Source organism: Pseudomonas sp. NFX224 (genome assembly GCF_048565165.1).
Taxonomy (GTDB): Bacteria; Pseudomonadota; Gammaproteobacteria; order Pseudomonadales; family Pseudomonadaceae; genus Aquipseudomonas.
Map to the genome: position 1 here is coordinate 3,235,968 of NZ_CP183416.1, position 24,438 is coordinate 3,260,405.

At 60.5% G+C, this 24,438-nt stretch carries 27 protein-coding genes; 15 read left to right on the forward strand and 12 right to left on the reverse strand.

Features of this window, described 5'->3' with window-relative positions; translation table 11 throughout:
- Positions 1 to 15: 15 nt before the first annotated feature.
- Entirely contained in the window at positions 16 to 1,509 is a 1,494-nt protein-coding gene (locus ACNYC6_RS14545; protein WP_419712849.1) for a YifB family Mg chelatase-like AAA ATPase, read from the reverse strand.
- A gap of 178 nt (positions 1,510 to 1,687) precedes the next feature.
- Positions 1,688 to 1,948: an accessory factor UbiK family protein gene (locus tag ACNYC6_RS14550; RefSeq protein WP_419712850.1), complete on the reverse strand. Its 261-nt coding sequence runs from the start codon at positions 1,946 to 1,948 to the stop codon at positions 1,688 to 1,690.
- Positions 1,949 to 2,367: 419 nt separating this feature from the next.
- Here ACNYC6_RS14550 and glnK point away from each other — a divergent pair, with 419 nt between their 5' ends.
- From glnK to sutA, 4 genes are all read left to right on the forward strand, one after another.
- On the forward strand, positions 2,368 to 2,706 hold the full coding sequence (glnK, locus tag ACNYC6_RS14555; protein ID WP_002555808.1) for a P-II family nitrogen regulator: 339 nt from the start codon (positions 2,368 to 2,370) through the stop codon (positions 2,704 to 2,706).
- A gap of 35 nt (positions 2,707 to 2,741) precedes the next feature.
- Positions 2,742 to 4,079, forward strand: coding sequence for an ammonium transporter (locus ACNYC6_RS14560; protein ID WP_419712851.1), 1,338 nt, complete (start codon positions 2,742 to 2,744; stop codon positions 4,077 to 4,079).
- A gap of 214 nt (positions 4,080 to 4,293) precedes the next feature.
- On the forward strand, positions 4,294 to 4,719 hold the full coding sequence (locus ACNYC6_RS14565; RefSeq protein ID WP_419712852.1) for a secondary thiamine-phosphate synthase enzyme YjbQ: 426 nt from the start codon (positions 4,294 to 4,296) through the stop codon (positions 4,717 to 4,719).
- A gap of 101 nt (positions 4,720 to 4,820) precedes the next feature.
- Positions 4,821 to 5,144, forward strand: coding sequence for a transcriptional regulator SutA (sutA, locus tag ACNYC6_RS14570; protein WP_419712853.1), 324 nt, complete (start codon positions 4,821 to 4,823; stop codon positions 5,142 to 5,144).
- Between the two features lie 107 nt (positions 5,145 to 5,251).
- On the opposite strand, the gene ACNYC6_RS14575 is transcribed toward sutA, so the two are convergent.
- Genes ACNYC6_RS14575 through lptM form a run of 6 tightly spaced genes read right to left on the reverse strand, consistent with a single transcriptional unit; the run spans position 5,252 to position 9,862 of the window.
- A complete protein-coding gene (locus tag ACNYC6_RS14575) occupies positions 5,252 to 5,959 on the reverse strand; it encodes an HAD family hydrolase (protein WP_419712854.1) in 708 nt (235 codons plus the stop codon).
- On the reverse strand, positions 5,956 to 6,855 hold the full coding sequence (gene xerC / locus ACNYC6_RS14580; RefSeq protein WP_419712855.1) for a tyrosine recombinase XerC: 900 nt from the start codon (positions 6,853 to 6,855) through the stop codon (positions 5,956 to 5,958). Before xerC ends, ACNYC6_RS14575 begins: the two co-directional genes overlap by 4 nt.
- A 2-nt stretch (positions 6,856 to 6,857) precedes the next feature.
- On the reverse strand, positions 6,858 to 7,583 hold the full coding sequence (locus tag ACNYC6_RS14585; RefSeq protein ID WP_419712856.1) for a DUF484 family protein: 726 nt from the start codon (positions 7,581 to 7,583) through the stop codon (positions 6,858 to 6,860).
- A 13-nt stretch (positions 7,584 to 7,596) separates the two neighbouring features.
- Complete coding sequence (gene dapF, locus ACNYC6_RS14590) at positions 7,597 to 8,427, reverse strand: diaminopimelate epimerase (RefSeq protein ID WP_419712857.1); 831 nt, start codon at positions 8,425 to 8,427, stop codon at positions 7,597 to 7,599.
- Positions 8,428 to 8,431: 4 nt separating this feature from the next.
- Entirely contained in the window at positions 8,432 to 9,679 is a 1,248-nt protein-coding gene (gene lysA / locus ACNYC6_RS14595) for a diaminopimelate decarboxylase (RefSeq protein WP_419712858.1), read from the reverse strand.
- 9 nt (positions 9,680 to 9,688) lie between these two features.
- Entirely contained in the window at positions 9,689 to 9,862 is a 174-nt protein-coding gene (gene lptM / locus ACNYC6_RS14600) for an LPS translocon maturation chaperone LptM (protein ID WP_419712859.1), read from the reverse strand.
- A gap of 203 nt (positions 9,863 to 10,065) precedes the next feature.
- Here lptM and cyaY point away from each other — a divergent pair, with 203 nt between their 5' ends.
- The 3 genes from cyaY (at position 10,066) to rnk (ending at position 11,164) form a co-directional block, all read left to right on the forward strand.
- Positions 10,066 to 10,398 carry an iron donor protein CyaY gene (gene cyaY, locus ACNYC6_RS14605; RefSeq protein ID WP_150734040.1) on the forward strand — a complete coding sequence of 111 codons (333 nt, stop codon included), beginning with the start codon at positions 10,066 to 10,068 and terminating at the stop codon, positions 10,396 to 10,398.
- 4 nt (positions 10,399 to 10,402) lie between these two features.
- Positions 10,403 to 10,627 (forward strand): DUF1289 domain-containing protein, encoded by a 225-nt coding sequence (locus ACNYC6_RS14610; protein WP_419712860.1) that lies wholly within the window; start codon positions 10,403 to 10,405, stop codon positions 10,625 to 10,627.
- Positions 10,628 to 10,753: 126 nt separating this feature from the next.
- Positions 10,754 to 11,164, forward strand: a complete 411-nt coding sequence (rnk, locus tag ACNYC6_RS14615; RefSeq protein WP_419712861.1) for a nucleoside diphosphate kinase regulator — start codon at positions 10,754 to 10,756, stop codon at positions 11,162 to 11,164.
- 7 nt (positions 11,165 to 11,171) lie between these two features.
- Here the strand turns inward: rnk and ACNYC6_RS14620 are convergent, their stop codons facing one another.
- From ACNYC6_RS14620 to ACNYC6_RS14630, 3 genes are all read right to left on the reverse strand, one after another.
- Positions 11,172 to 14,018: a class I adenylate cyclase gene (locus ACNYC6_RS14620; protein WP_419712862.1), complete on the reverse strand. Its 2,847-nt coding sequence runs from the start codon at positions 14,016 to 14,018 to the stop codon at positions 11,172 to 11,174.
- Between the two features lie 193 nt (positions 14,019 to 14,211).
- Positions 14,212 to 14,457 carry a TIGR02647 family protein gene (locus ACNYC6_RS14625; RefSeq protein WP_057712785.1) on the reverse strand — a complete coding sequence of 82 codons (246 nt, stop codon included), beginning with the start codon at positions 14,455 to 14,457 and terminating at the stop codon, positions 14,212 to 14,214.
- Positions 14,458 to 14,683: 226 nt separating this feature from the next.
- Entirely contained in the window at positions 14,684 to 14,968 is a 285-nt protein-coding gene (locus ACNYC6_RS14630; protein ID WP_075946455.1) for a hypothetical protein, read from the reverse strand.
- A 124-nt stretch (positions 14,969 to 15,092) separates the two neighbouring features.
- On the opposite strand from ACNYC6_RS14630, the gene ACNYC6_RS14635 reads away from it, so the two are divergent.
- Together ACNYC6_RS14635 and ACNYC6_RS14640 are read left to right on the forward strand one after the other, a co-directional pair.
- Entirely contained in the window at positions 15,093 to 15,752 is a 660-nt protein-coding gene (locus ACNYC6_RS14635; RefSeq protein ID WP_419712863.1) for a glutathione S-transferase family protein, read from the forward strand.
- Positions 15,753 to 15,951: 199 nt separating this feature from the next.
- On the forward strand, positions 15,952 to 16,626 hold the full coding sequence (locus tag ACNYC6_RS14640) for a glutathione S-transferase family protein (RefSeq protein ID WP_419712864.1): 675 nt from the start codon (positions 15,952 to 15,954) through the stop codon (positions 16,624 to 16,626).
- Between the two features lie 50 nt (positions 16,627 to 16,676).
- Here ACNYC6_RS14640 and argH read toward each other — a convergent pair whose 3' ends face one another.
- A complete protein-coding gene (gene argH / locus ACNYC6_RS14645; protein ID WP_150705413.1) occupies positions 16,677 to 18,071 on the reverse strand; it encodes an argininosuccinate lyase in 1,395 nt (464 codons plus the stop codon).
- Positions 18,072 to 18,526: 455 nt separating this feature from the next.
- Between argH and ACNYC6_RS14650 the strand changes: the two genes are divergently transcribed.
- The 6 genes from ACNYC6_RS14650 (at position 18,527) to ACNYC6_RS14675 (ending at position 24,326) form a co-directional block, all read left to right on the forward strand.
- Positions 18,527 to 19,273: a LytR/AlgR family response regulator transcription factor gene (locus tag ACNYC6_RS14650; protein ID WP_075946453.1), complete on the forward strand. Its 747-nt coding sequence runs from the start codon at positions 18,527 to 18,529 to the stop codon at positions 19,271 to 19,273.
- 138 nt (positions 19,274 to 19,411) lie between these two features.
- Positions 19,412 to 20,353 carry a hydroxymethylbilane synthase gene (gene hemC / locus ACNYC6_RS14655; RefSeq protein ID WP_419712865.1) on the forward strand — a complete coding sequence of 314 codons (942 nt, stop codon included), beginning with the start codon at positions 19,412 to 19,414 and terminating at the stop codon, positions 20,351 to 20,353.
- Complete coding sequence (locus tag ACNYC6_RS14660; protein ID WP_419712866.1) at positions 20,350 to 21,117, forward strand: uroporphyrinogen-III synthase; 768 nt, start codon at positions 20,350 to 20,352, stop codon at positions 21,115 to 21,117. The genes hemC and ACNYC6_RS14660 overlap by 4 nt, the downstream gene beginning before the upstream one ends.
- A 16-nt stretch (positions 21,118 to 21,133) precedes the next feature.
- The gene (locus tag ACNYC6_RS14665) at positions 21,134 to 22,285 is read left to right on the forward strand and encodes a uroporphyrinogen-III C-methyltransferase (RefSeq protein ID WP_419712867.1); all 1,152 of its coding nucleotides are present in this window, start codon (positions 21,134 to 21,136) and stop codon (positions 22,283 to 22,285) included.
- Positions 22,282 to 23,520 carry a heme biosynthesis protein HemY gene (locus ACNYC6_RS14670; protein ID WP_419712868.1) on the forward strand — a complete coding sequence of 413 codons (1,239 nt, stop codon included), beginning with the start codon at positions 22,282 to 22,284 and terminating at the stop codon, positions 23,518 to 23,520. The genes ACNYC6_RS14665 and ACNYC6_RS14670 overlap by 4 nt, the downstream gene beginning before the upstream one ends.
- Before the next feature lie 254 nt (positions 23,521 to 23,774).
- A complete protein-coding gene (locus tag ACNYC6_RS14675) occupies positions 23,775 to 24,326 on the forward strand; it encodes a disulfide bond formation protein B (protein WP_419712869.1) in 552 nt (183 codons plus the stop codon).
- Positions 24,327 to 24,438 lie beyond the last annotated feature (112 nt).

A 24,438-nucleotide genomic window follows, 5' to 3' on the forward strand; every position in this document is an offset into this window, starting at 1 on the left:
TGACTAAAAGATTTCTTACTGCGTCGCCGGCCGATACTGCAATGCCTCGGCCAGATGCTCCCGCGTGATCCCGTCTACCTGCTCAAGATCCGCCAATGTGCGCGCCACCTTGAGCAGCCGATGCGCCGAACGCAACGACAGGGTCAATCGTTCACACGCCGTTTCCAGCCAGTGTTCATCGGCTGTGGATAAGGTGCAGTGACGACGCAGTCCCGGCAAATCCAGGAAGGCATTCGCGCAGCCCTGGCGCTTCTGTTGCCGTTCACGGGCGTCGGCCACCAACGCGGCAGCGCTGGCGCTGTCTTCACCCGGTTTCGGCGTCGGGTTCAATGCCGTCGCTTCCCGAGCAACCGTCAGGTGCAAATCGATCCGGTCCAGTAACGGTCCCGACAGCTTGTTACGGTACCGCTGCACCATGTCCGGGGTGCAAGAACACTTGCCGCTCGGCTCGCCAAGATATCCACAGGGGCACGGGTTCATGGCTGCGACCAACTGAAAACGCGCGGGAAATCGAACGCGGTCCTTGGCCCGGGAAATCACGATATGCCCGGACTCCAATGGCTCCCTGAGTACTTCCAACACCTTTCGATCGAATTCCGGCAGCTCATCGAGGAACAGCACACCGTGATGGGCCAGGGTAATTTCGCCGGGTTGTGGCTTGGAGCTGCCCCCCACCAACGCCGGGCCTGAGGCGGAGTGATGTGGCTGGCGAAACGGACGTTGCGGCCAGTGGGTCAACGGTACGCAACTGGCGACCGACTGGATCGCCGCCACTTCCAGCGCTTCGCATTCGGCAAGCGGAGGCAACAGCCCTGGCAGACGACTCGCCAGTAACGTTTTACCCGTCCCCGGCGGCCCACTAAACAGAAGGTTATGCGCACCGGCCGCCGCAATCAGCAATGCGCGTTTGGCGGCTTGCTGACCCTGCACTTCACTCAGGTCGGGATAAGGTTTGCTGGCATGCATCAAGCCATCGGAAACATACGGCTCAACCGGCGTGTGCCCATTGAAATGGGCCACGGCTTCCAGCAGATGGTCCACCGCAATCACCTTCAAACCCGACGCCAGGCACGCCTCCTCGGCATTCGCCCGCGGCACCATCAGCGACCGCCCGGCCTTGCGCGCAGCCAGTGCTGCCGGTAAAACGCCGCGTACTGCCCGAACCGCGCCCGACAGCGCCAACTCACCCAGACATTCCACATCATCGAGCGTCAGCGTCGGCACCTGAACACTGGCGGAAAGAATCCCCAACGCAATCGCCAGATCGAACCGCCCACCGTCCTTGGGCAAATCCGCCGGCGCCAGATTCAACGTGATCCGCCGCGCCGGAAATTGCAGCCCTGAATTAATGATCGCACTGCGCACCCGGTCCTTGCTCTCCTTCACTGCCGCCTCGGGCAGGCCAACCATGGTCAGCGATGGCAAGCCGTTAGCCAGATGGACTTCGACAGTAACGGCGGGCGCTTCCACACCCACCTGGGCGCGACTGTGGACGATGGAGAGGGACATGGTCGTTCCTTGAGCTGACGTGGGGGCCGCTTCCTGCGGGTTTTTGAAGGGTAGTCAGGAGATGAGGGTTTCGTGTGGTGAGAGGGACGATGAATTTTCGCAGGATGTTGCGAGTCACCGTTCAGAGGACTGACAAAAAAACCGCCATTCAGGCGGTTCTTTAGCAGCGATTGCAGCGTTACTCGGCTGGAGGGGTGAGCTTCGCTTCCATCTCCGCGACTTTCGCCTCAAGCGCTTCCAGCCGTGCCCGGGTGCGCGCCAACACAACCATCTGGCTATCGAACTCTTCGCGACTCACCAGATCCAGTTTGCTGAAGCCGCTCTGCAGCAACATTTTGAACTGACTTTCTATTTCAGCTTTCGGCAGAGGCGTGTCGCCACTGAAGAGGCGGGAGGCGGTGCCGGTCAGGGCGTCGAGGAAGTCTTTGGGCGCGAGCATGGGAAGAGGTCCTGGTAACAATGGCGGGCAGTGTATCACGCAGTGTCTATAGTCATTTTCGCGGGCAATGGATGCACGCTTTTCGCGCATGCGGACGGACGGCATCGCACCGTTGTTGTGCGTATCGCGTCGGGTGTTGTGGTGAAGTTGTAGTCATCTGCAAGCAAAGTCTTGAAAACAGAGGATTTTGTGGAGATGGCAAGCTTTCTGCTTAGACCCAGGTGACCCATGCACTGATGCAGTCGCTGTGACGAATGCAGTGCGCCGAGCGAAACGGGGAGAGTTTCGCAAGGAGCGGTTAACTGGCGTCGGACGGGCAGGTTAGGGCCGACGATGCGTTACAAAGCCAGGCACTGCGCTTAGACTTGAGACGGGTTTGTTTTCCTGGGGCAAGTCCACCAATTCGGGAGAGAGTTTTCATGAAGCTAGTCACTGCCATCATCAAGCCGTTCAAGTTGGACGACGTGCGCGAGTCGTTGTCCGAGATCGGCGTGCAGGGCATTACCGTTACTGAAGTCAAAGGCTTCGGTCGGCAGAAGGGTCACACCGAGCTGTATCGCGGCGCGGAGTATGTGGTCGATTTCCTGCCAAAGGTGAAGATTGATGTCGCCATTGACGACAAGGATCTCGACCGGGTTATCGAGGCGATAACCAAGGCCGCCAACACCGGCAAGATCGGTGACGGCAAGATCTTCGTGGTCAATCTGGAACAGGCGATTCGCATCCGTACCGGCGAAACCGATACCGACGCAATCTAAGCCGCCACAAACCCAACGCCCCAGGAGAAAACAATATGACTCTGCGTAAATTCGCAGGGCTAGGAGCCCTGTTGTCCCTCGTAATGCCCAGCCTGGCCATGGCGGCAGACGAAGTGGCAGCCCCAGTCCTCAACTCCGGCGACACCGCCTGGATGTTGACCTCGACAGCCCTCGTGCTGTTCATGACCATTCCCGGCCTCGCGCTGTTCTACGGCGGCATGGTTCGGTCGAAAAACATTCTTTCCGTGATGATGCAGTGCTTCGCCATTACCGGTCTGATCAGCATCCTGTGGGTCATTTATGGCTACAGCATCGCGTTCGACACCACCGGCATGGAGCAGGGCGTCGTCAACTTCAACTCGTTCTTCGGTGGCATGGGCAAGGCGTTCCTCGCCGGTGTCACGCCAGCCAGCCTGACCGGCCCGGCGGCGCTATTCCCTGAAGCGGTGTTCATCACCTTCCAGATGACCTTCGCCATCATCACCCCGGCGCTGATCGTCGGTGCCTTCGCCGAGCGGATGAAATTCTCCGCAATGCTGATCTTCATGGGCATCTGGTTCACTCTGGTTTATGCGCCGATCGCGCACATGGTCTGGTCCGGCAACGGCGGCCTGATGTGGGACTGGGGCGTGCTGGACTTCGCCGGTGGCACCGTGGTGCACATCAACGCCGGTGTGGCCGGTCTGATTGCCTGCCTGGTACTGGGCAAGCGCAAAGGCTTCCCGACCACCCCGATGGCGCCGCACAACCTCGGTTACACCCTGATGGGTGCGGCCATGCTGTGGGTCGGCTGGTTCGGTTTCAACGCGGGTTCCGCCGCAGCTGCCAACGGCACTGCCGGCATGGCGATGCTGGTGACACAGATCGCAACCGCCGCTGCTGCACTGGGCTGGATGTTCGCCGAGTGGATCACCCACGGTAAGCCAAGCGCACTGGGCATTGCTTCGGGTGTGGTTGCCGGTCTGGTCGCCATCACTCCGGCTGCCGGCACCGTTGGCCCGATGGGCGCACTGGTGATCGGTCTGGCCGCTGGCGTGGTGTGCTTCTTCTGCGCCACCACCCTGAAACGCAAACTCGGTTATGACGATTCCCTCGACGCGTTCGGCGTGCACGGTATCGGCGGTATCCTCGGCGCGATCCTGACCGGTGTGTTTGCTGCACCGTCGCTGGGTGGCTTCGGCACTGTGACCGACATCGCCGCACAAGTGTGGATTCAGTGCAAAGGCGTGGGCTTCACGGTGATCTACACCGCGATCGTCACTTACATCATCCTCAAGGTCCTGGACGCTGTCATGGGCCTGCGGATCACCGAAGAAGAAGAGGCTGTCGGCATCGATCTGGCGCTTCACAACGAACGCGGCTACAACTTGTAAGTACGCGCACGAAAAATTTGCCCGGCTTGCCGGGCATTTTTTTGTCCGCGATTTATCATTGAAGGGGGAGCTGAAAGGTTTTTTCTTACAGGTTTATGAACGTTTACGACGGGCGTTTTTGTGCCGCCGATGGCTTACAAAACAGAAGGAGTATTAGGGCCTTTGTTTTTTCCCAGAGCGCGCTAGAATGCGCCCCGAACGTGCGGAGAACTGTATGTGGCAACAGACTCTGATAACCCTGCGGGCGAGGCCCCGGGGCTTTCATCTGGTAACGGACGAGTTACTCGCCGGCCTGCCTGAACTCAAGGCGTGTCGGGTTGGTCTGTTGCATTTGTGGCTGCAGCATACCTCGGCGTCGTTGACCATCAACGAGAACGCCGATCCGGCGGTACGTCGCGACTTCGAACGATTTTTCAATCGTCTGATCCCACAAGGAACAGACGGCTATGAGCACAACGACGAAGGCCTGGACGACCTCCCGGCGCACTTCAAGGCCAGCGTACTTGGCTGTCAGCTCAGTTTGCCGATCTCGGCAGGCCGACTGGCGTTAGGGACCTGGCAAGGCATTTACCTGGGCGAGCACCGCGATCATGGCGGTGCCCGTAACGTCCTCGCCACCGTGCACGGTGATGGGGCATAACCGCTGGTCAGCAGCGGTTGTTGATTTTTTTCCGGCAGCCTTCGACAGGGGGCAAAGCTGGGCTATAACTAATCTGCTTTTCGCAAGTCATGAGGTAGAACATGAGCGACGATGATCTGGAAAACGACGACCTCGAAGTAGGCGACGAAGACGAAACCGAAGAAGGTCTGGAAGCAGCGGCGGAAGACGTCGCTGAAGACGACGGCGGTGATGCGCCCGCGCCGACTGCCAAAGGCAAAGCCAAGGCAGCGGTATCGGTCGATGAGTTGCCGAGTGTCGAAGCCAAGAACAAGGAACGCGATGCTCTCGCGCGGGCCATGGAAGAGTTTTTGGCCAAGGGTGGCAAGGTGCAGGAAGTGGAGGCCAATGTGGTCGCCGATCCGCCCAAGAAGCCTGACAACAAGTACGGTAGCCGGCCTATCTGAGGCTGCTACGCGCTTGTTGAAAAAGCCCGCCGTCGCTGCGGGCTTTTTCATGTCTGAAACAAAAACAAAAGATCGCTGCCGAAGGCTGCGATCTTTTCAGGACACCATCACTTTCTGGGGGCGTTCCACAGCCCCAACAACGCCGGTAACTCGGTCAAGCTGCGAATCTCCGCATCCGGCAACCGCTCCGCTTCCCAGACCTTGCCCGCCGGGTTGAACCAGATCGCCCGCAGCCCTGCCTGCTGGGCACCCGCGATGTCGTCGCCCGGGTGATCGCCAATGTGCACTGCCGTTTCGGCGGTCGCGCCACCGCGCTGCAACGCCTCCTGGAACAATCGCGCATCGGGTTTGGCGATGCCGATGTCTTCGGCGCACAGCGCAAACTTGAAGTAGTCCGCCAGCCCCAGCCGCCGCACATCAGCGTTGCCGTTGGTGACCACGCCAAGGGCGTAGTGGTTGGCCAGCACTTCCAGGGTTGGTTGCACCTCGGGGAAGATTTCCAGTTGGTGCCGGGCATGCAGGAATACTTCGAAGCTCTGGTCGGCCAGGTCTGACGCTTGCGTGTGGGCGTAACCGGCTTCTTCGAGGGCCTGGAACAACACGCGCCGGCGCAAAGCGCTGATGCGGTGCTTGAGGTTCGGCTCGATGCTCAGGATGCGTTCGCGAATGGCCCACAAATGTTCTACCGGCACCGTTCCCAGGTTGGGCGCATGCTCGGTCAGCCATGCGCGCAAAACGGCCTCGGCGCTGACGATCACCGGCGCGGTGTCCCACAGGGTGTCGTCGAGGTCGAAGGTGATCAACTGAATACTCATGAATCATCGCCCTTAATGCGTTTGGCCCGTGGATGGGCACTGTCGTAGACCGTGGCCAGGTGCTGGAAGTCCAGATGGGTATAGATCTGCGTGGTCTTGATGTCCGAGTGGCCGAGCAGTTCCTGCACGGCGCGCAGGTCCTGCGAAGACTCCAACAAATGGCTGGCGAAGGAATGCCGCAACATGTGCGGATGGAGATTTTGTCCCAGCTCGCGTTCGCCGGCCGCCTTGACCCGCACCTGTATCGCCCGTGGGCCAAGCCGTCTGCCTTGCTGGCTGATAAATACCGCGTCGTCCGCCGGGTTGGCCATGGCCCGCAGCGGCAACCACTGTTCCAACGCCTCGCGAGCCTTTTTGCCGACCGGCAGCAGCCGGGTCTTGCTGCCTTTACCGAGCACCTGGACCATGCCGTCCGCCAGGTCCAGTTGATCGAGATTGAGCCCGGTCAGCTCTGACAGGCGCAACCCGGAGGAATAGAACAGTTCGAGAATCGCCTGATCCCGGCGCGCCAGAAAGTCGTCTTCAACCCCGCCTTCAAGCAGTTGCAGCGCGCGGTCGGTGTCGAGGGTTTTCGGCAGGCGGCGTTCACCCTTGGGTGGCGCCAGGCCGTTGGCCGGGTCGTGATCGCAAAGGCCTTCGCGGTTCAGGTAATGATAGAGCCCGCGCACCGCCGACAGCAGTCGTGCCAGGCTGCGCGAGGATTGGCCTTGTGCATGCAGGCGAGCGATCAGGCCGCGCAGGCGCTGGATGTCCAGTGCGGCCCAGCTGCTGATGTGCTGTTTGACGCACCAGCCCAGCACTTTGTCGAGGTCGCGGCGATAGGCAGAGAGCGTGTGGGGCGACACCTGGCGCTCACTGCGCAGGTGTTCGCAGTAAGCGTCCAGTTGCCGTTCCATGATCAGCGTACCGAGCGCAGGGAACTGTTGACCCGAGGCAGCACGCGGCCCATGACTTCGGCGATGTAGCTCAGGAACAGCGTGCCCACCGAGCTTTTGTAGTGTTGCGGATCACGGCTGGCGATGGCCAGGATGCCGTGGATGCCCTGATGACTGATGGCGACCACGGCGGTGGAGCCGATCTGCTTGCGCTGCTCTTCGCCGAACAGGAAGTCCAGTTCATGCTCGCGCAGGGTGCCACTGACGCTTTTGTCCTCTTGCAAAAGGCCGCCAATCGCCACTTGCGCTTCGGCGTGAGTCACCCAGCGGCCAACAGGTGTCGGGTTATCACCCAGCAGGATGAGGCTGACGAAGGGCACCTGGAAGTCCTGGCGCAGGCTGTCTTCGACGCAGATCACCACATCTTCCAGGCTGGTGGCATCCATCAGCGCGAGTATCAGGCGGCGGGTCTTGTCGAAGAGGCGATCGTTGTCGCGGGCCACGTCCATCAAGTGCGAAAGACGATGACGCAGCTCGATGTTGCGGTCGCGCAGGATGGTCATCTGCCGTTCGACCAGGGACACGGTGTCGCCGCGCCGGTGAGGAATGCGCAAGGCCGGCAGCAGTTCTTCGTGCTCGACGAAGAAATCCGGATGAGCCTCCAGGTACGCGGCAATCGCCGCTGCCTCGAGGCTTTCGGACGCTGATTCGTCGGCTTGTCGTGCGGGTACCTGAGGCTTATCGGTCATGGCTTTGGCTCACTCAAAGACGCACTTGTCCTTCGTATACGCGCACTGCCGGTCCGGTCATCATCACCGGTTGGCCAGGTCCCGCCCATTCAATGGACAGGCGCCCGCCAGGCAGGTCGATCAATAGCGGCGAATCCATCCACCCCTGGCTGATCGCAGCGACTGCGGCGGCACAGGCGCCAGTCCCGCAGGCCTGGGTTTCCCCGGCGCCGCGTTCCCAGACACGCAACTGTGCGCGACCCCGGTCGATGACTTGGAGAAAACCGACATTGACCCGTGCCGGAAAGCGCGGGTGGTGTTCGATTTTAGGCCCCAGCTCATGCACCGGTGCATTGTTGATGTCGCTGACCCGCAGCACGGCATGCGGGTTGCCCATGGACACGGCGGCCAGCTCGACCGGTGTGCCATCGACGTCGACCTGATAGTTCAGGGCCTGCTCCGTTGCCTGGAACGGAATATCCGCCGGCACCAGGCGCGGGGCGCCCATGTTGACGCCGATTTGCCCATCGTTGCGCACATCCAGCTCGATGACGCCGCTCTTGGTTTCGACGCGGATCAGCCGCTTGGTGGTCAGGCGCTTGTCGAGCACGAAGCGCGCGAAGCAACGTGCACCGTTGCCGCACTGTTCAACTTCGGAGCCGTCGGAATTGAAGATCCGATAGCGGAAATCCACGTCCGGGTTGCTCGGTGCTTCGACGATCAGCAACTGGTCGAAACCGATTCCCGTATGCCGATCACCCCACAGCTTGGCGTGCTTGGGCAGAATATGCGCGTGCTGGCTGACCAGGTCGAGGACCATGAAGTCATTGCCCAGGCCGTGCATCTTGGTAAAACGCAGCAGCATGGGTTTACTCCGGCAGCAGGCTTTCGCCAGCAAACAACTCGGCTACCGTCTCACGGCGACGCACTTCAAATGCCTGATCACCGTCCACCAACACTTCGGCGGCACGGCCACGGGTGTTGTAGTTGGAACTCATGACAAACCCGTAGGCGCCAGCCGAATGCACGGCGAGCAGGTCGCCTTCTTCCAGGGCCAGTTCACGCTCCTTGGCCAGGAAGTCGCCGGTCTCGCAGATCGGGCCGACGATGTCGTAGGCGCGGGCAGCGGTGGTGCGCGGGCGCACAGCGGTGACGTCCATCCAGGCTTGATACAGCGCCGGGCGGATCAGGTCGTTCATGGCCGCGTCGACGATGGCGAAATCTTTGTGTTCGGTGTGCTTGAGGTACTCGACCTGAGTCAGCAGCACGCCAGCGTTGGCCACGATGAAGCGGCCCGGCTCGAACACCAGCGCCAGATCGCGACCGTCGAGACGCTCGCGCACAGCCTTGATGTAGTCAGCGGCCATTGGCGGCTCTTCATCGCGATAACGCACGCCCAGACCGCCACCGAGATCGATGTGGCGCAGGTAGATGCCGCAATCGCCGAGGCGGTCGACCAGGCCCAGCAGGCGGTCGAGGGCGTCGATGAACGGCGGCAGGGTGGTCAGTTGCGAACCGATGTGGCAGTCGACGCCAACCACTTCCAGGTTCGGCAACTGCGCGGCGCGCACGTACACGTCTTCGGCGTCGGCAATGGCGATGCCGAACTTGTTCTCTTTGAGACCGGTGGAAATGTATGGGTGGGTGCCGGCATCAACGTCCGGGTTCACGCGCAGCGAGATCGGTGCGCGAACGCCCAGCTCGGCGGCCACCACTTGCAGGCGTTCCAGCTCGTCGGTGGATTCGACGTTGAAACAGTGCACGCCGACTTCCAGGGCGCGACGCATGTCGTCACGGGTCTTGCCGACACCGGAAAACACGATCTTGTCGGCACTGCCGCCAGCGGCCAGTACGCGTTCCAGCTCACCACGGGAAACGATGTCAAAACCGGCGCCGAGACGCGCCAGGACATTCAATACACCCAGGTTGGAGTTGGCCTTGACCGCAAAGCACACCAGGTGCGGCATGCCGGCCAGCGCATCGGCGTAAGCCAGGTACTGGGCTTCGATGTGTGCGCGCGAGTAAACGTAGGTCGGTGTACCAAAGCGATCGGCGATAGCAGACAGGGCAACACCTTCCGCGAACAGTTCACCGTCACGGTAGTTAAAAGCGTCCATGGTGATCCCTTATTGGTAAACGTCGTGCTTGTGTGCTTTTGACGGCTGCTTTTGTGAAGACTGGGCCTGCTCTGCAGGGTCCTGGTCGTCATCGGGCAGGTACAGCGGGCCTTTTTGGCCGCAGGCCGAAACAAGACAGGCAACCGCGAGGAGCGCAGCAAGGGAAGAGATCAGGCGCTTCATGGCGAAATCCTTGAAAATGCATTAATTGCGCCGGAGTATACCGGCCACCCGGCAGCTTGCCTATGCGATGGGGCTCCCGTCCGGCGGGCCTCGCCAGATGCCCACGGGGATGGCCCCCTTGGTCGTTATCCTTTGCAATCGACAGGACTCGGTCGTATCTTGCGGCGCTTGAGCCTGATCAGACAATTTTTGAGGTTGCCGCAATGAGTTTGTCCGAAGCCCGTTTCCACGATCTGGTCGATGAAACCCAGGAAAAGCTGGAAGACATCTTTGACGAAAGCGATCTGGATATTGATCTGGAGAGCTCGGCCGGTGTGCTGACCGTCAAGTTCGAGAACGGCACGCAGCTGATTTTCAGCCGCCAGGAACCTTTGCGCCAGTTATGGCTGGCAGCGGTATCCGGTGGTTTCCACTTCGATTATGACGAAGAAAGCGAGCGCTGGATGTGCGACAAGAGCGAAGAGCAGCTGGGCGAAATGCTTGAGCGCATCGTCAAGCAGCAGGCCGGTGCCGAATTCGATTTCGAGGGCCTGTAACGTCGTGACCCAGCCCGCTCCCGTCCGTCCGCCCAAGCCGCTCTACAGCAATGTCAGTCCGGCCGTGCCGTCGCCGTGCAGCGGTGTCTGTCGGCTGGATGAGCAGAAAGTCTGCCTCGGATGTTTCCGACATGTCGAAGACATCCGCGAATGGCGCTCGGCGGATGACGAGCGTCGGCGGGTGATTTGCGCGCAAGCTGTACAGCGTAAACAGGGCTCCGGGCCATGACTTGTATATTTTTTGAGCTGTGATAGTGTCCGGGTACGCCTCAACCCATCGAGGCTTGTGAAAACCCCGCCTTTTTCTGGCGGGGTTTTGCTTTTTTCGTGCAGAAGAAAGGAGTCTGCCCTGATCATGACCGCACCTTCCATCACCCTTACCCGTCTGGACGTTCAACGTCTGGAGCGCCTGATCGACAGCCTGGATGACACGTTGCCGGGCGTTATCGCGCTGCAAACCGAGCTGGATCGCGCCGATACACTGGTCGGTCACGATGAAGTGCCCGCCGATGTCGTGACCATGAATTCCCGCGTTCACTGCCGTGAAGAGAGCAGTGGCAAGGACTACCACCTGACGCTGGTGTACCCGAAGGATGCCAATGCCGACGAAGGCAAAATCTCGATTCTGGCACCGGTCGGCAGTGCGCTGCTGGGCCTGAAAGTCGGCCAGCATATTGACTGGCCTGCACCGGGCGGCAAGACCCTGAAACTGACCCTGCTGGAAGTCGAATCGCAGCCGGCCAATGGCGGCGATTACAGCGTTTGACCGCGTCTCAGACCTGCTCGAGCGCCTCGTTCAATGCGCGCTCCAGGTCGGCTTTGTAACGCAGATACAGATTGCTTGAACCCTGACCATCACCGAGCAGGCCCGACAGGTCCAGGTCGGTGATGTAGCAGCGATAGCGCTCGGTCTCGCGGCGTTGCCCGACGATTTCCCGGGCGACCACACTGAACAGTTGGTCGCCATGCTCCAGCTCTGAAAACTCCCGCTGATTGCAATACAACGTGACGTGCACCTTGCCCGGTGCGGCTTTGCCAACGATCGCCTGTACGTCATAGAACGGTTTGTTGACCGGGGTTTGCGGGGCCGGACGGGCTTCGACCCGACGCGCGCGGCCGGTACCTGAGGGCAGCAGTTGGTAATACAGGGTGTCCAGGCTCGGAGGTTGAGCGGCGTCCATGGGCTGCAAGGCGTCGCGCCGGTACTGAATCGATTGCAGGAACCGTTGCAGCGGCACCAGCAGACTTTGCTCGTCATGCCACGGCAAACGCTGGTGCCACAAGGCATTGAATTCATCGAGTACGTACAGGTCGGCCTGGTCTTCATTGATCCGGTAGAACACCTGAATGCACTCCGGCTGGCCCATGGGCAGGAGCAGCGCCAGGTCGTGATCTTCCAGTGCCATCGGGTCCAGGTGCAGCGGGCTGTAACGGGGTAATTCTTCGCCCAGGTAATCGAACAGCGCGGGCAGCGTGGCGGCGGCGACGTGTTCGACCTTGCCGGGCACCAGCTCCAGCACGTGGTAATGCTGCTGGACCTGAATCACGTAGCGATGATGGAGTTTGCTCAGCAGCAGGTTTTGCGCCGTGTCGAGGATGTCTTCGACACGCTGGGCAATGAACTGCGCGCGGTTGTGGCAGAAGCAGCGCACGCGCAACCGGGGTTGTCGCGGGCCGTCCGGCAAGTTGTTGAGGTAGTCGCGCATGCAGTCGAGCAGGGCGTGGGGGCCGTCGTAGCGGTTGACCAGTACTTCGTTCCAGCTGTTGAGCGTGACCTGATCCAGGGTCAATACCAGGTTTTCCCGAACGCCGGCGTAGCTCAGGGAGTCGGTGCGCTCGGTGGTCATCAGGATGTTCAAGTCGCGGTGGTGCTTGAGCGGGTCGACGCCGACGTTCACCAGGATCAGCACTTCGCTGGGCACGCTGGCGCGTAGCAACGGCTCTTCGGCGACAGTTGGCAGAGGCAGGGGGATGCTCTGTTGCAGGCTGCCGAGCAGGTTGAACAACTCGAACTCGCTCAAGTCGCTGCTGCCCGGGTGCAAGGCCAGGCGGGTGCTGCTGTCGATCACGCCGTTGCGGTGGCACCAGGTGAGCAGTTCGAGCAATTGGCGGCTGCGCTTGATCGGCGCGAAATGCTCCCACTCAAGCGCGGTCAAACTGCCGTTGTACAGGCCCCATTGGGTTTGCCCCGCTTCTTTTTTGTCGACCGAGTGCACCAGCGTCAGGGTGTCTTCAGCCAGGTCCGGAGCGATGCCGGGGTTGATGAATTCGACCTTGTCCGCCTTGCGTTCGAAGGCGGCATACAGGCGTCGGCCGAGCACGCTGAGATCGCGCTTGTTGATCAGGCTGACGGTTTGTTCATTACGGGCAAACTGGGTCAGGAAGCGGTAGCTGTAATTCAATTCGTTAACCAGGGCGCGGCGTTCCGAACTGACCTGCCGGACTTTCCACTGGCTGCGACTGTCGAGCAGGGCCAGTTGCCGTTGGTCCCACTTCCATTCATGGGCCAGGCGTTCGAGCAGTGAGCGTTGCCAACTCTGTGTGCGGTTGCCGCTCCCGGTCAACTTGCGATTGACCTTCAGATACAGCGCGCGACGCACCAGCTCCAAGCGCTCCGGTTCGTTGCGGGCAATCAGGTATTCCTCGATACGCCGGTAAACCACGACGTACGGGTCCAGCTCATCAAGGTCGAGCTGATCGGCAAACACCGCTTGTTTGAAGCGCAGGCTCAGGCACTGGACCCTGGGGTGTTCGCTGGCGTAAACCTCAGTCAGCAGCAGCTTGAGCACCGACTTGTAGGGCGACTCGATGCCCTTGAACAACTGCCAGAGCCCGGCACCAACGAACTCGCCGGGCGGGATAAAGGCCAGGTGCCCCAGGTCCAGTGTTTCGTCGGCGCGAATAAAACGTTTGGATAGCAGCGTGTGGGTATAGCGGTCGTAGCTTGCCTCTTCATAGACCGGCACCAGCCACCAGATGGGTGTGCGCCCGGCCAGCCAGATGGCGGTGCGATAGAACTCGTCCAGCAACAGATAGTGCTGGGTGGTGCCGCAGTCTTCCGAGCTCAACTGGTTATCGCGCTCGCCCCGCACGAAGCGCACCGGATCAATCAGGAAGAAATGCGCCTCGGCGCCTTGGCTGGCGGCCCATGCTTCAAGCAGCTGACATTTCTTGCGCAGCTCGGCCAGCTCGGTTTCGCTCAGGTCCGAGCCGTGACAAACCCACACGTCCATATCGCTTTGGTCAGCCTGGGCCAGGGTGCCGAGGCTGCCCATCAGGAACAGGCCGTGAATCGGTCGTGGCGGATTGCTGCCGTGACGTGGCTTGTAGGAAAACGAACGGGTCAGGCGCTGGGCTTCGGCGAGGACATTGGCGTCCGGCTCGTAATTCGACAGCCCGGCCGGTGTGCTGCCTGAGACGTAGCCCGGCAACAGCGGGTGATTGACGTGGAAAAACAGCGGCAGGAGGCTCAACACTCCCTGTTGACGGGGCGACAAGCCTTCCATGGCGCGTGCCATGCGGCCGTCGTTGAGCTTCAGGAAACGCGCGCGCAGCTGACTGAGAACCTTGCGGTCGATGCCTTCGTCCAGATCGGGGCGGATTTCATAGGTGCGGGTCATGTCAGCTCAAACCGGCTCGCAGGGCTCGGATGTGGGGCCTCGGAATGGGTGGCAGTTTAGCGCCTCGACCCCGGGACATTTAAGCTGATTTTATTTTTTTGGCGTCAGATTCCTACCGTATGACACCAGTAGAGAACCGAGTCTGCCCGCGGAAATCCCGTGGCAGGGGTTCCCGTGGGCGATGCGGAGGAATTCAGGCTGTTACTTCGGCATTAAGAATGGTCAGCACGGTTTGCACATTTTGCGCGGCGTCACGACCCAGGCTGGTCAGGTAACCGCCATCGGGCTGGTCAGTGAGTTCTTTTTCAAAGAGGCGTTTGGCAGCGGCAATGTGTTTCGGGGCAGCGGTCTGATGAATTTTCAGACCTTCCTGGGAACTGTCCAGGTTGAAGAGTGCGAGGACTTCCAGTTCGGCAACCAACTCAGGGGTAAGCGACATAAGGACTCCAGACTTTCTAGGAATTGGACGACAGCGCCCCTAAGGTGATCCCACTCGTGCGGCATGTCCAGTGCTCGCGACAGGGTTTTTTCGATTGGGGGCTACGATCCCCGGTGGGTGGTGTGGCGGCGGGGTGGATTGAGTGTAGTCGGGGTCTGGGGAAGGGCAGGATGGATTGGTCACAAAGTGTGAGGGAAGCAAGTCTGCAACCCTCACGGCGTTCGATTTACTTCTTTTCCGGCGGCAACTCTGGCAATGCCCGCAACGCAGCTTCGTACCATTCGGTATTGAACGCGCGGTCTTCTTCGAGGATTGCGTCGATTTCTACCGCCAAAACGTGGGCCATCAGGTTGAGGATTTCTTCTCGCTCATAGCCCACCAGGGTCAGCTTGTTGAACGTTGCCTTGGCCGCTGGCGGGTTGTCGCTTTCAATCTGGTTTTCGATGGCTTCGACCAGGGTGTTTTCGGCGAACTCTTCTTCGTCGGCATCGATATCGGTTGGCTCGCTCATGGCAGGCTCCTTGGGAAAAGGCCGCCAGTTTACCTGCATTCAGCTGCGTGATGCTGCTGGCAAGAATCACCGGAGCGTTCTATAAACAGGCACTGCCCACCCCGCACGGCCTGGAGGCTTTGTGATGCTTAAGCTTTACGGATTTTCTGTCAGTAACTACTACAACATGGTGAAGCTGGCGCTGCTCGAAAAGGGACTGCCGTTCGAAGAGGTGCCGTTCTACGGCGGCCAAACGCTCGAAGCGCTGGCCATCAGCCCCCGCGGCAAGGTGCCGGTGCTGGGGGTGGAGCAGGGTTTCATCAATGAAACCAGTGTGATTCTCGAATACATCGAGCAAAGCCAGAAGGGTACGCCGCTGCTGCCGGCTGATCCTTTGGAGCGTGCACAGGTGCTGGCGCTGGCCAAGGAGATCGAGTTGTACATCGAGTTGCCCGGGCGGGCCTGCTACCCGGAAGCGTTTTTCGGCATGACGCTGCCTGACGCGATCAAGGAAAAGACCAGGACCGAATTGCTGCTGGGGATTGCGTCACTGGGCAGGCACGGCAAATTCAGCCCTTACGTGGCGGGCGAAAGCCTGAGCGTGGCGGATTTGTATTTCCTGTACAGCGTGCCATTGGCTTGTGGGGTCGCCAAGAAGCTGTTTGACATCGATCTGTTGGCCGAGCTGCCAGCGGCCAAGGCGCTGTTGCAGCGACTGGAGCAGAATCCGAACGTACAGCGGATTGCAGCGGACAAGGAAGCGGCGATGCCGGCATTCATGGCAATGGTCGCCGCCAAAAAGTAAAACTTGCGGGGGGCGGCCAGAGTGTCAGGCGATTCGCAATCTTCTGACTCATATGGCCTCCGTCCTTGTAGGACAGCACCTTCAGGTGTGTTCGTCGTAAGCGGTAATAACCGAAGCCTTCCCGGATTCGGGACAGTGTTTACCTTGAGCATCAGATCGTTTTTCGATCAATCAACCACACGGTCAAGGAGACCCGGTGATGCTCAAACTTTACGGTTTTGCGGCAAGTAACTACTTCAACATGGTCAAACTGGCGCTGCTGGAAAAAGGCGTAGCTTTCGAAACCGTGCCTTTTCACGGCTGCCAGAATCCGCAGATCCTCTCGGTCAGTCCTCGGGGAAAAGTACCGGTTCTGGAAACCGGGCAGGGTTTTCTCAGCGAGACCGATGCCATCCTCGATTTCATCGAGGAGACTCAGGCAGGCGCTCCGTTGCTGCCGACAGACCCGTTTGCCCGCGCCACTGTTCGGGCGCTGGCCAAAGAAATCGAGCTGTACATCGAGCTGCCGGCGAGGGTGTGTTACGTCGAGGTGTTTTTCGGTGGGCGGCCGACGCCCGAGGCGCTGAGGGCCAAGGCCGAGCGGGATTTGATCAAGGGTTTTACAGCGTTGAAGCATCGGTCGCGGTTTGCGCCTTATGTGGCGGGGGAGCACTTCACTGTGGCCGATTTGTATTTTCTCTACAGTGTCGACCTTGCCGTAGACGTCGGGCAGCGCCTGTTCGGCATCGACTTTCTCTCTGGCATGCCAGGTGCCAAGGCGTTGCTGGAGCGCCTGGCGGAGAATCCGAATGTGCAAAAGGTCGCTGCCGACAGGCGTGCCGAGGCACCAGCGTTTCTGGAACGCGTGCGGGCCGTGGGGAATTCGGCTCGATGAAAGAGCGAGTCCGGTGGTTATAGCCACCGGGCTCAGGTGTCGCTTTTGGCTTAACGGCTGGCGAGCAGGGCCTGACCGCGAGCCACGGCGGCCTTGACCTGCGCCGGCGCAGTGCCGCCGATGTGGTTACGGGCATTGACCGAGCCTTCCAGGGTCAGCACGGCGAACACGTCCTGGTCGATCTGGTCGCTGAACTTGCGCAGTTCTTCCAGGCTCATTTCCGCCAGATCCTTGCCACTTTCCACGCCGTACTTCACGGCATGGCCAACGATTTCGTGGCAATCACGGAACGGCAGGCCACGGCGCACCAGGTAATCGGCCAGGTCGGTGGCGGTGGAGAAACCGCGCAGGGCCGCTTCGCGCATCATCGCGTGCTTGGGCTTGATCGCCGGGATCATGTCGGCGAAGGCGCGCAGCGAGTCGCGCAGGGTGTCGGCGGCGTCGAACAGCGGCTCCTTGTCTTCCTGGTTGTCCTTGTTGTAGGCCAGTGGTTGGCCTTTCATCAGGGTCAGCAGGCCCATCAGCGCACCGAATACACGGCCGGTCTTGCCACGCACCAACTCCGGCACGTCCGGATTTTTCTTTTGCGGCATGATCGAGCTGCCGGTGCAGAAGCGGTCTGGCAAATCGATGAACTGGAACTGCGCGCTGGTCCACAGCACCAGTTCTTCGGAGAAACGCGAGAGGTGCATCATCGCGATGCTGGCGGCCGAGCAGAATTCGATGGCGAAATCGCGATCGGACACGTTGTCCAGCGAGTTGCCGCCGACGGCGTCGAAGCCCAACAGTTGTGCGGTGTATTCGCGGTCGATCGGGTAGGTGGTGCCCGCCAGCGCAGCGCTGCCCAGTGGCATGCGGTTGGTACGCTTGCGGCAGTCGACCAGACGCTCGTAGTCGCGGCTGAGCATTTCGAACCAGGCCAGCATGTGGTGCCCGAAAGTCACCGGTTGCGCGGTTTGCAGGTGGGTGAAGCCCGGCATGATGCTGCCCGCTTCGCGCTCGGCCTGTTCCAGCAAGCCTTTTTGCAGGCGGGTGATTTCGCTCAGGATCAGGTCGATTTCGTCACGCAGCCACAGGCGGATGTCGGTGGCGACCTGGTCGTTACGGCTGCGGCCGGTGTGCAGCTTTTTACCGGTTACGCCGATGCGGTCGGTCAGGCGCGCCTCGATGTTCATGTGCACGTCTTCGAGGTCCACGCGCCAGTCGAACTGGCCGGCCTCGATTTCACCCTGGATGGTCTTCAGGCCATCGGTGATGCTGTCGCGCTCGGCATCGGTCAGCACGCCGACCTTGGCCAGCATGGTGGCATGGGCGATCGAACCCATGATGTCGTGGCGATACAGGCGCTGGTCGAAGGTGACGGAGGCGGTGAAGCGGGCGACGAAGGCGTCGACGGGTTCACTGAAGCGGCCGCCCCAGGACTGATTGGTCTTGTCAGTGCTCATGAATTCGCTCGTATCGGCTGAAGAAAAATGGCGTTGAAAGCTGGCGCGGATAATAACAGGGTTGCCAATCCTGTCGCTGACACTGGTCGACTGGTTTTTGCAGCGTGCGTCACGCCCAAGGCGGCGTCTCAACATTTTGCACAATGATATTTCCCATTTGAGCAATATCGCTCCGGCAACCGTCTACAGTTGGTCAGTAGGAACAGTGCACTTCTTGGTGCAACCGCTGACTATAAGAAGAGGGGGGTGTTCATATTGCGTATCAGCAAACCCTGTGGCGATGTGTCGCCAAAGCGGGCCTGGGCCGCTAATCGCCCGGCAGATGAAAATTTAGCTGCCCGACCAGCGGCACTTTTTGACGCTCGCGCTAGTCTTAGCGTGGATCGCGGTGACGGACGTCACTTCACCTGTCTACGCTATCCTTGTGCGAGACTCACGCAGGAATCCAGCGCAATATGAATGTCCTGATCGTTGATGACGACCCCCTTGCCCGCGAGCGCCTGAGCCGAATGGTTGGCGAACTCGAGGGATACAGTGTCCTGGAGCCCAGCGCCACGAACGGCGAAGAAGCGTTGGCACTGATCGACAGCCACAAGCCGGATATCGTGCTGCTCGATATCCGCATGCCAGGCCTCGATGGCCTGCAAGTGGCCGCGCGATTGTGCGAACGCGAAACCCCGCCCGCCGTGGTGTTTTGCACCGGGCCCGATGAATTTGCCGTGGAAGCCTTACAGGCCAGTGCCGTAGGCTATCTGGTGAAACCTGTGAGAACTGAACATCTACATGACGCGTTAAAAAAAGCCGAACGCCCCAATCGTGTTCAGCTGTCGGCCCTGACCCGTCCGGCCGCCGAAAGTGGCAGTGGCCCCCGCAGCCATATCAGCGCCCGCACCCGTAAAGGGATCGAGCTGATTCCGCTGGATCAAGTGGTCTACTTTATTGCCGATCACAAATACGTGACCTTGCGCCACGAAGCCGGCGAAGTGTTGCTCGATGAACCGCTCAAGGCCCTTGAAGACGAATTCGGTGACCGCTTCGTGCGCATCCACCGCAATGCACTGGTCGCCCGCGAGCGCATCGAACGCTTGCAACGAACGCCTCTGGGGCATTTTCAGCTGTTCCTCAAAGGCTTGAACGGCGATGCATTGATCGTCAGTCGGCGTCATGTGGCCGGCGTACGGAAAATGATGCAACAGCTTTAATTCGCTGCTCGCAGACGAATCTCACACCCGATTGCCGGACATCCGGGGCCAGGGAGGCCGAGTAGTTTCTGATACAAGTCAAAGTGGATTTGGCTGAGCTGTTATTATCCGCCGTATCTATTCAGTACGGATTGATCCATGTCCTCTCGCCAAATCCGCATCGCCACCCGCAAAAGTGCTCTCGCCCTGTGGCAGGCCGAATACGTCAAAGCCCGTCTGGAGGAGGCCCACCCCGGTCTGCTCGTGACCTTGGTGCCCATGGTCAGTCGCGGCGACAAGCTGCTCGATTCGCCGCTGTCGAAAATCGGCGGCAAGGGCCTGTTCGTCAAGGAACTGGAAACCGCGCTGCTGGAAAACGAAGCCGACATCGCCGTGCATTCCATGAAAGACGTGCCGATGGACTTCCCCGAAGGGCTCGGCCTGTTCTGCATCTGCGAGCGCGAAGATCCGCGTGACGCTTTTGTCTCCAATACCTACGCCAGCCTCGATGAGTTGCCGCAAGGCAGCATCGTCGGCACGTCGAGCCTGCGTCGCCAGGCCCAGTTGTTGACCCGTCGCCCGGATCTGGAAATCCGTTTCCTGCGCGGCAACGTCAACACCCGTCTGGCCAAGCTGGATGCGGGCGAGTACGACGCGATTATTCTCGCCGCCGCCGGTTTGATTCGGCTGGGGTTTGAAGATCGCATCACCTCGGCCATCAGCGTCGACGACAGCCTGCCGGCCGGCGGCCAGGGCGCAGTGGGGATTGAATGTCGCACCGCCGACAGCGAAATTCACGCGCTGCTGGCGCCGCTGCACCATCAGGACACCGCGACTCGCGTGACTGCCGAACGTGCTCTCAACAAACATCTGAATGGCGGTTGCCAGGTGCCAATCGCCTGCTACGCCGTGCTTGAGGGCGAGCAGGTCTGGTTGCGTGGCCTGGTGGGCGAACCGAGCGGCGGCCTGCTGCTCAGTGCCCAGGCGCGCGCGCCGCGTGGCGAGGCTGAAGCTTTGGGTGTGCAAGTGGCCGAAGACCTTTTGAGCCAGGGTGCCGCCGATATTCTCAAAGCGGTCTATGGCGAGGCAGGTCACGAGTGACGGGCTGGCGCCTGCTGCTGACGCGTCCGGCGGATGAGTCGGCAGCGCTGAGCGGAGTCTTGGCCGAGCAGGGCGTTTTCAGCAGCAGCCTGCCGCTTTTGGACATAGCGCCGATACCGGCCTCTGAGACAATGTGCGACGTGATCCGCGATCTGGATCGCTATTGCGCCGTGATCGTGGTCAGCAAACCTGCCGCGCGAATCGGCGTTGAACTGCTTGACCGGATCGGCCTGCAACCGCGAGGTGTGAAGTGGTTCAGTGTCGGTGCGGCCACCGCGCAAATCCTCGAGGATAGCGGTCTGGATGTGAGCTTTCCCGAAGGCGGCGATGACAGTGAAGCCTTGCTTGAATTGCCCGGGTTGCGCGAGGCTGTCGCCCGGCCTGATCCGCGTGTACTGATTTTGCGCGGCGAGGGCGGGCGCGGACTGCTGGCCGAGCGCTTGCGCGAGCGAGGTGCTAGTGTCGAGTATCTGGAGTTGTACCGTCGCGAGCTGCCGCAATACCCGCCGGCAACATTGGCGCAGCGGATTGAAGCGGAACGCCTGAACGCACTGGTGGTCAGCAGTGGACAAGGTTTTGAGCACCTGCATCGATTGGCGGGTGATGCCTGGCCGCAATTGGCGCGGTTGCCGTTGTTTGTACCAAGCCCCAGGGTCGCCGAGCTGGCACGTGCCGCCGGGGCCATAACAGTTGTGGATTGTCGTGGTGCGAGCGCCGCGGCTTTGCTGACGGCGTTACGGGAGCATCCCGAACCCGTTCTCTAATGCAAAGGATGGATACGTGAGCGAAACAGCCTTGCCTAAAAATGACTCGCGACCTGTGATTGATGCGCCGGTTGATGTGCCTGTTGATGAAGCGCTACCTCCACCTGCTGCCGGGCAGCGTCGAGGCAATGGGCTGGCAATCGTCGCGCTACTGCTGGGCGCCGCCGGTGTTGCGGTGGGCGGTTGGGGTGTCTGGCAGGTGCGCCATCTGCAAGCGACCAACCAGCAGCAGTTGAGCCAGGTGCAGGCGTTGAGCGACGAGGCGCAAAGTCTGAAGCTCAATGAGCAACGCTTGAGCGCACGTCTTGAACAACTGCCCGGCGCCGACGTGCTGGAAGAGCGCAGCCGTCTGGTGAACCAGTTGCAGGGTGATCAGCAGCGACTCAATCAACGTCTGGAAACCGTCCTCGGCGCCAGCCGCAAGGATTGGCGTCTGGCCGAGGCCGAGCACTTGTTGCGTCTGGCCAGCCTGCGACTGTCGGCATTGCAGGACATCAGCAGTGCCCAGGCACTGGTGCAGGGCGCCGATGAAATTCTCCGTGAGCAGAATGATCCGGGCTCTTTTGCCGCTCGCGAGCAAGTGGCCAAGACCTTGGTGGCCTTGCGCAGCACCGAGCAGCCGGATCGCACCGGTTTGTTCCTGCGGCTGGGCGCGCTGCGTGATCAAGTCATCAGCCTCACCGAGTTGGCACCCGAGTACAAGGACCGCGGCGAGTCGCTGCTGGGCCTGACCGCCGATGGCGATGGCGCCAGCCGTTGGGCGCAATGGTGGGACCAGATTTCGCGCTACATCCGCATCGATTTCAACGCTGACAAAAATGTCCGTCCACTGCTGGCCGGGCAGAGCCTGAGCCAAGTGCGCCTGGCGCTAAGCCTCGCGCTGGAACAGGCGCAATGGGCCGCGCTTAACGGTCAGGCCGCGGTTTACACCCAGGCGCTGGATGAGGCGCGGGATGTGCTCAAGGGCAACTTCAACCCGGACAACCCGCAGAGCAAAGTGATGCTTGAGCAAGTGGCCGAGCTGAGCAAGCAACCGGTCACGGTGGTGACCCCGGATCTGACTGGCACGCTGAGCGCGGTACAGGGGTATCTAGAACGGCGTAACGTCAATGCTGAAGACTCGATCAAGCCGCTGGCCAAACCTGTCACCCAGGAGGCCACGCCATGAAGCGCCTCTATGTGATCGTGTTTCTGGTCATCGCCGCTGCGGCTGCGCTGGGGCTGGCGATCGCCGAGCATTCCGGTTACGTGCTGATCGCCTACAAGAGCTTCCGCTTCGAATCGAGCCTGTGGGCAACGTTGGCGTTGGTGGCGGTACTCTGGCTGGTGTTCTGGGGCATCAAGGCGTTGATCGAGCTGGTGACGACCTCCGGTGGTGTGGTCAATCCCTGGTCGCGGCGTAATCGCAGTCGCCGGGTACAAGTGGCGATCGAACATGGTCAACTGGACCTGGCCGAAGGTCGCTGGGCCAGTGCACAGCGTCATTTGCAGCGTGCTGCGGAAGCCGAACGTCAACCGTTGCTGTACTACCTCGGTGCTGCGCGTGCGGCGAACGAACAAGGACATTACGAGGAAAGCGACAACCTGCTGGAGCGTGCACTGGAGCGTCAGCCTCAGGCGGAATTGGCGATTGCCTTGAACCATGCGCAATTGCAAACCGATCGCGGCGATGTCGACGGCGCCCTGTCGACCCTGCAAGCGATGCACGAGCGTCATCCTCATAACGCTCAGACCCTGCGTCAGTTGCAGCGCCTGCACCAACAACGCGGCGATTGGTCGGCGGTGATCCGACTGCTACCCGAATTGCGTAAGGATAAAGTCCTGCCCAAGGCCGAACTGGCCGAGCTGGAGCGCCGTGCCTGGGGTGAGAACTTGTCCCTGGCTGTGCATCAGGAAGCGGACGGCAGCGTTGGCTTGCAAGCGCTTGAGCACGCTTGGCAGCAACTGACGTCTGCTCAACGCCAAGAGCCGCAACTGGTACTGGCCTATGCCGAACAACTGCGCCAGTTGGGCGCTCAGGCCGAAGCCGAAGAGATCTTGCGCAATGCGCTCAAGCGCAACTACGACAGCCATCTCGCACGCCTCTACGGATTGGTGCGCGGCAGTGATCCGGCGCGCCAGCTGCAACTCGCCGAAGGCTGGCTCAAGGATCATCCTGCTGATCCGAGTCTGTTGCTGACCCTGGGGCGCCTGTGCCTGCAAACCAGCCTGTGGGGCAAGGCCCGGGACTATCTGGAAAGCAGCCTGCGTGTGCAGCGTAATCCGGAAGCCTGCGCCGAACTGGCTCGGCTGCTGGCGCAAATGGGCGACACTGAACGCAGCAATCAGCTGTTTCAGGAAGGCCTGGGCTTGTTGGATGAGCGCTTGCTGGCCGCACCGCTACCGGTGCCGGTAAACGCTTGATAGCTGCACTTGTAGCAGCTGACGCAGCCTGCGCCAGCTGCTACAGGACGCAGTGTGGAAGTGGCGAAAGTCACTCTGTTTTTTGCCTTCCTATCGCATCTTAAGCAAAGTCCTACAAGGGACTACACCTGATCCTCTGGCGTCTGTCGGGAATTCCCTACGTCCCTGCTGAAGTGTCGCTGCGGACCTGCCTTGAAAGGCTGGCGCGCTTTCCTCTACCGTAGCCGTCGGTCCTTAATTGTCACGGAAAAGCCATGTCTTTGGCCTGCTCACGCTCCTTGTTTTTCACGGTTTTCGTTACGTGCACCCTGGTCCTGGGCGCGTCCTACTATCTGGAATATGCCGTCGGCCTCACGCCCTGTGGCTTGTGCCTGTTGCAACGGGTTTGCCTGGCGTTGCTGACCGGTGTCTGCCTGCTGGCTGCCGTGCAGGGGCCTGGTCAGCTCGGTGCTTTCCTGTATTGGTTGTCGGGCCTGCTCTGTAGCCTGGCGGGTACGGTCACGGCGTGGCGGCAGGTGTTGTTGCAAAGTGACCCGGTGCATCAACTGTCGGCCTGCGCGCCGAATCTGACAGAGCCGTTCGCCAACGCGCCGTGGATGTGTGTCATGCAGCAGATGTTCAAAGGCACTGTCGACTGCGTGGAGATCACCTGGACACTGTTCGATCTGAGCATTCCAGAGTGGAGTCTGCTGTTCTTCGTCGCGATGATGATTCTGTGTGTTTATCAGCTGTTGCGCCTTGTCTGGAGCGCTTTGCAACGACCGCTCAGCGGCGAGTCGTCGCACCGGGCCTTTGTGCGTGATTAAACACTTGTATGAACTTTATCGCGTGCGTACCTTGAAGCCACAGTCGTGCGGGCATAATCTGGCCCGCACGTGTCATTGGAATTCTGTTGCTCGATGACGCTCTGTCCGACCG

What these genes read in the sequence shown, in the direction of transcription:
- lysA (WP_419712858.1), bottom strand. Translation starts at nt 9,679, where the DNA reads ATGGACGCTTTTAACTACCGTGACGGTGAACTGTTCGCGGAAGGTGTT.
- glnK (WP_002555808.1), top strand. Translation starts at nt 2,368, where the DNA reads ATGAAGCTAGTCACTGCCATCATCAAGCCGTTCAAGTTGGACGACGTG.
- ACNYC6_RS14675 (WP_419712869.1), top strand. Translation starts at nt 23,775, where the DNA reads ATGTCTTTGGCCTGCTCACGCTCCTTGTTTTTCACGGTTTTCGTTACG.
- ACNYC6_RS14560 (WP_419712851.1), top strand. Translation starts at nt 2,742, where the DNA reads ATGACTCTGCGTAAATTCGCAGGGCTAGGAGCCCTGTTGTCCCTCGTA.
- xerC (WP_419712855.1), bottom strand. Translation starts at nt 6,855, where the DNA reads ATGGAACGGCAACTGGACGCTTACTGCGAACACCTGCGCAGTGAGCGC.
- lptM (WP_419712859.1), bottom strand. Translation starts at nt 9,862, where the DNA reads ATGAAGCGCCTGATCTCTTCCCTTGCTGCGCTCCTCGCGGTTGCCTGT.
- ACNYC6_RS14550 (WP_419712850.1), bottom strand. Translation starts at nt 1,948, where the DNA reads ATGCTCGCGCCCAAAGACTTCCTCGACGCCCTGACCGGCACCGCCTCC.
- ACNYC6_RS14640 (WP_419712864.1), top strand. Translation starts at nt 15,952, where the DNA reads ATGCTCAAACTTTACGGTTTTGCGGCAAGTAACTACTTCAACATGGTC.
- ACNYC6_RS14650 (WP_075946453.1), top strand. Translation starts at nt 18,527, where the DNA reads ATGAATGTCCTGATCGTTGATGACGACCCCCTTGCCCGCGAGCGCCTG.
- ACNYC6_RS14630 (WP_075946455.1), bottom strand. Translation starts at nt 14,968, where the DNA reads ATGAGCGAGCCAACCGATATCGATGCCGACGAAGAAGAGTTCGCCGAA.
- hemC (WP_419712865.1), top strand. Translation starts at nt 19,412, where the DNA reads ATGTCCTCTCGCCAAATCCGCATCGCCACCCGCAAAAGTGCTCTCGCC.
- rnk (WP_419712861.1), top strand. Translation starts at nt 10,754, where the DNA reads ATGACCGCACCTTCCATCACCCTTACCCGTCTGGACGTTCAACGTCTG.
- argH (WP_150705413.1), bottom strand. Translation starts at nt 18,071, where the DNA reads ATGAGCACTGACAAGACCAATCAGTCCTGGGGCGGCCGCTTCAGTGAA.
- ACNYC6_RS14670 (WP_419712868.1), top strand. Translation starts at nt 22,282, where the DNA reads ATGAAGCGCCTCTATGTGATCGTGTTTCTGGTCATCGCCGCTGCGGCT.
- ACNYC6_RS14620 (WP_419712862.1), bottom strand. Translation starts at nt 14,018, where the DNA reads ATGACCCGCACCTATGAAATCCGCCCCGATCTGGACGAAGGCATCGAC.
- ACNYC6_RS14585 (WP_419712856.1), bottom strand. Translation starts at nt 7,583, where the DNA reads ATGACCGATAAGCCTCAGGTACCCGCACGACAAGCCGACGAATCAGCG.
- cyaY (WP_150734040.1), top strand. Translation starts at nt 10,066, where the DNA reads ATGAGTTTGTCCGAAGCCCGTTTCCACGATCTGGTCGATGAAACCCAG.
- ACNYC6_RS14545 (WP_419712849.1), bottom strand. Translation starts at nt 1,509, where the DNA reads ATGTCCCTCTCCATCGTCCACAGTCGCGCCCAGGTGGGTGTGGAAGCG.
- sutA (WP_419712853.1), top strand. Translation starts at nt 4,821, where the DNA reads ATGAGCGACGATGATCTGGAAAACGACGACCTCGAAGTAGGCGACGAA.
- dapF (WP_419712857.1), bottom strand. Translation starts at nt 8,427, where the DNA reads ATGCTGCTGCGTTTTACCAAGATGCACGGCCTGGGCAATGACTTCATG.
- ACNYC6_RS14565 (WP_419712852.1), top strand. Translation starts at nt 4,294, where the DNA reads ATGTGGCAACAGACTCTGATAACCCTGCGGGCGAGGCCCCGGGGCTTT.
- ACNYC6_RS14625 (WP_057712785.1), bottom strand. Translation starts at nt 14,457, where the DNA reads ATGTCGCTTACCCCTGAGTTGGTTGCCGAACTGGAAGTCCTCGCACTC.
- ACNYC6_RS14635 (WP_419712863.1), top strand. Translation starts at nt 15,093, where the DNA reads ATGCTTAAGCTTTACGGATTTTCTGTCAGTAACTACTACAACATGGTG.
- ACNYC6_RS14575 (WP_419712854.1), bottom strand. Translation starts at nt 5,959, where the DNA reads ATGAGTATTCAGTTGATCACCTTCGACCTCGACGACACCCTGTGGGAC.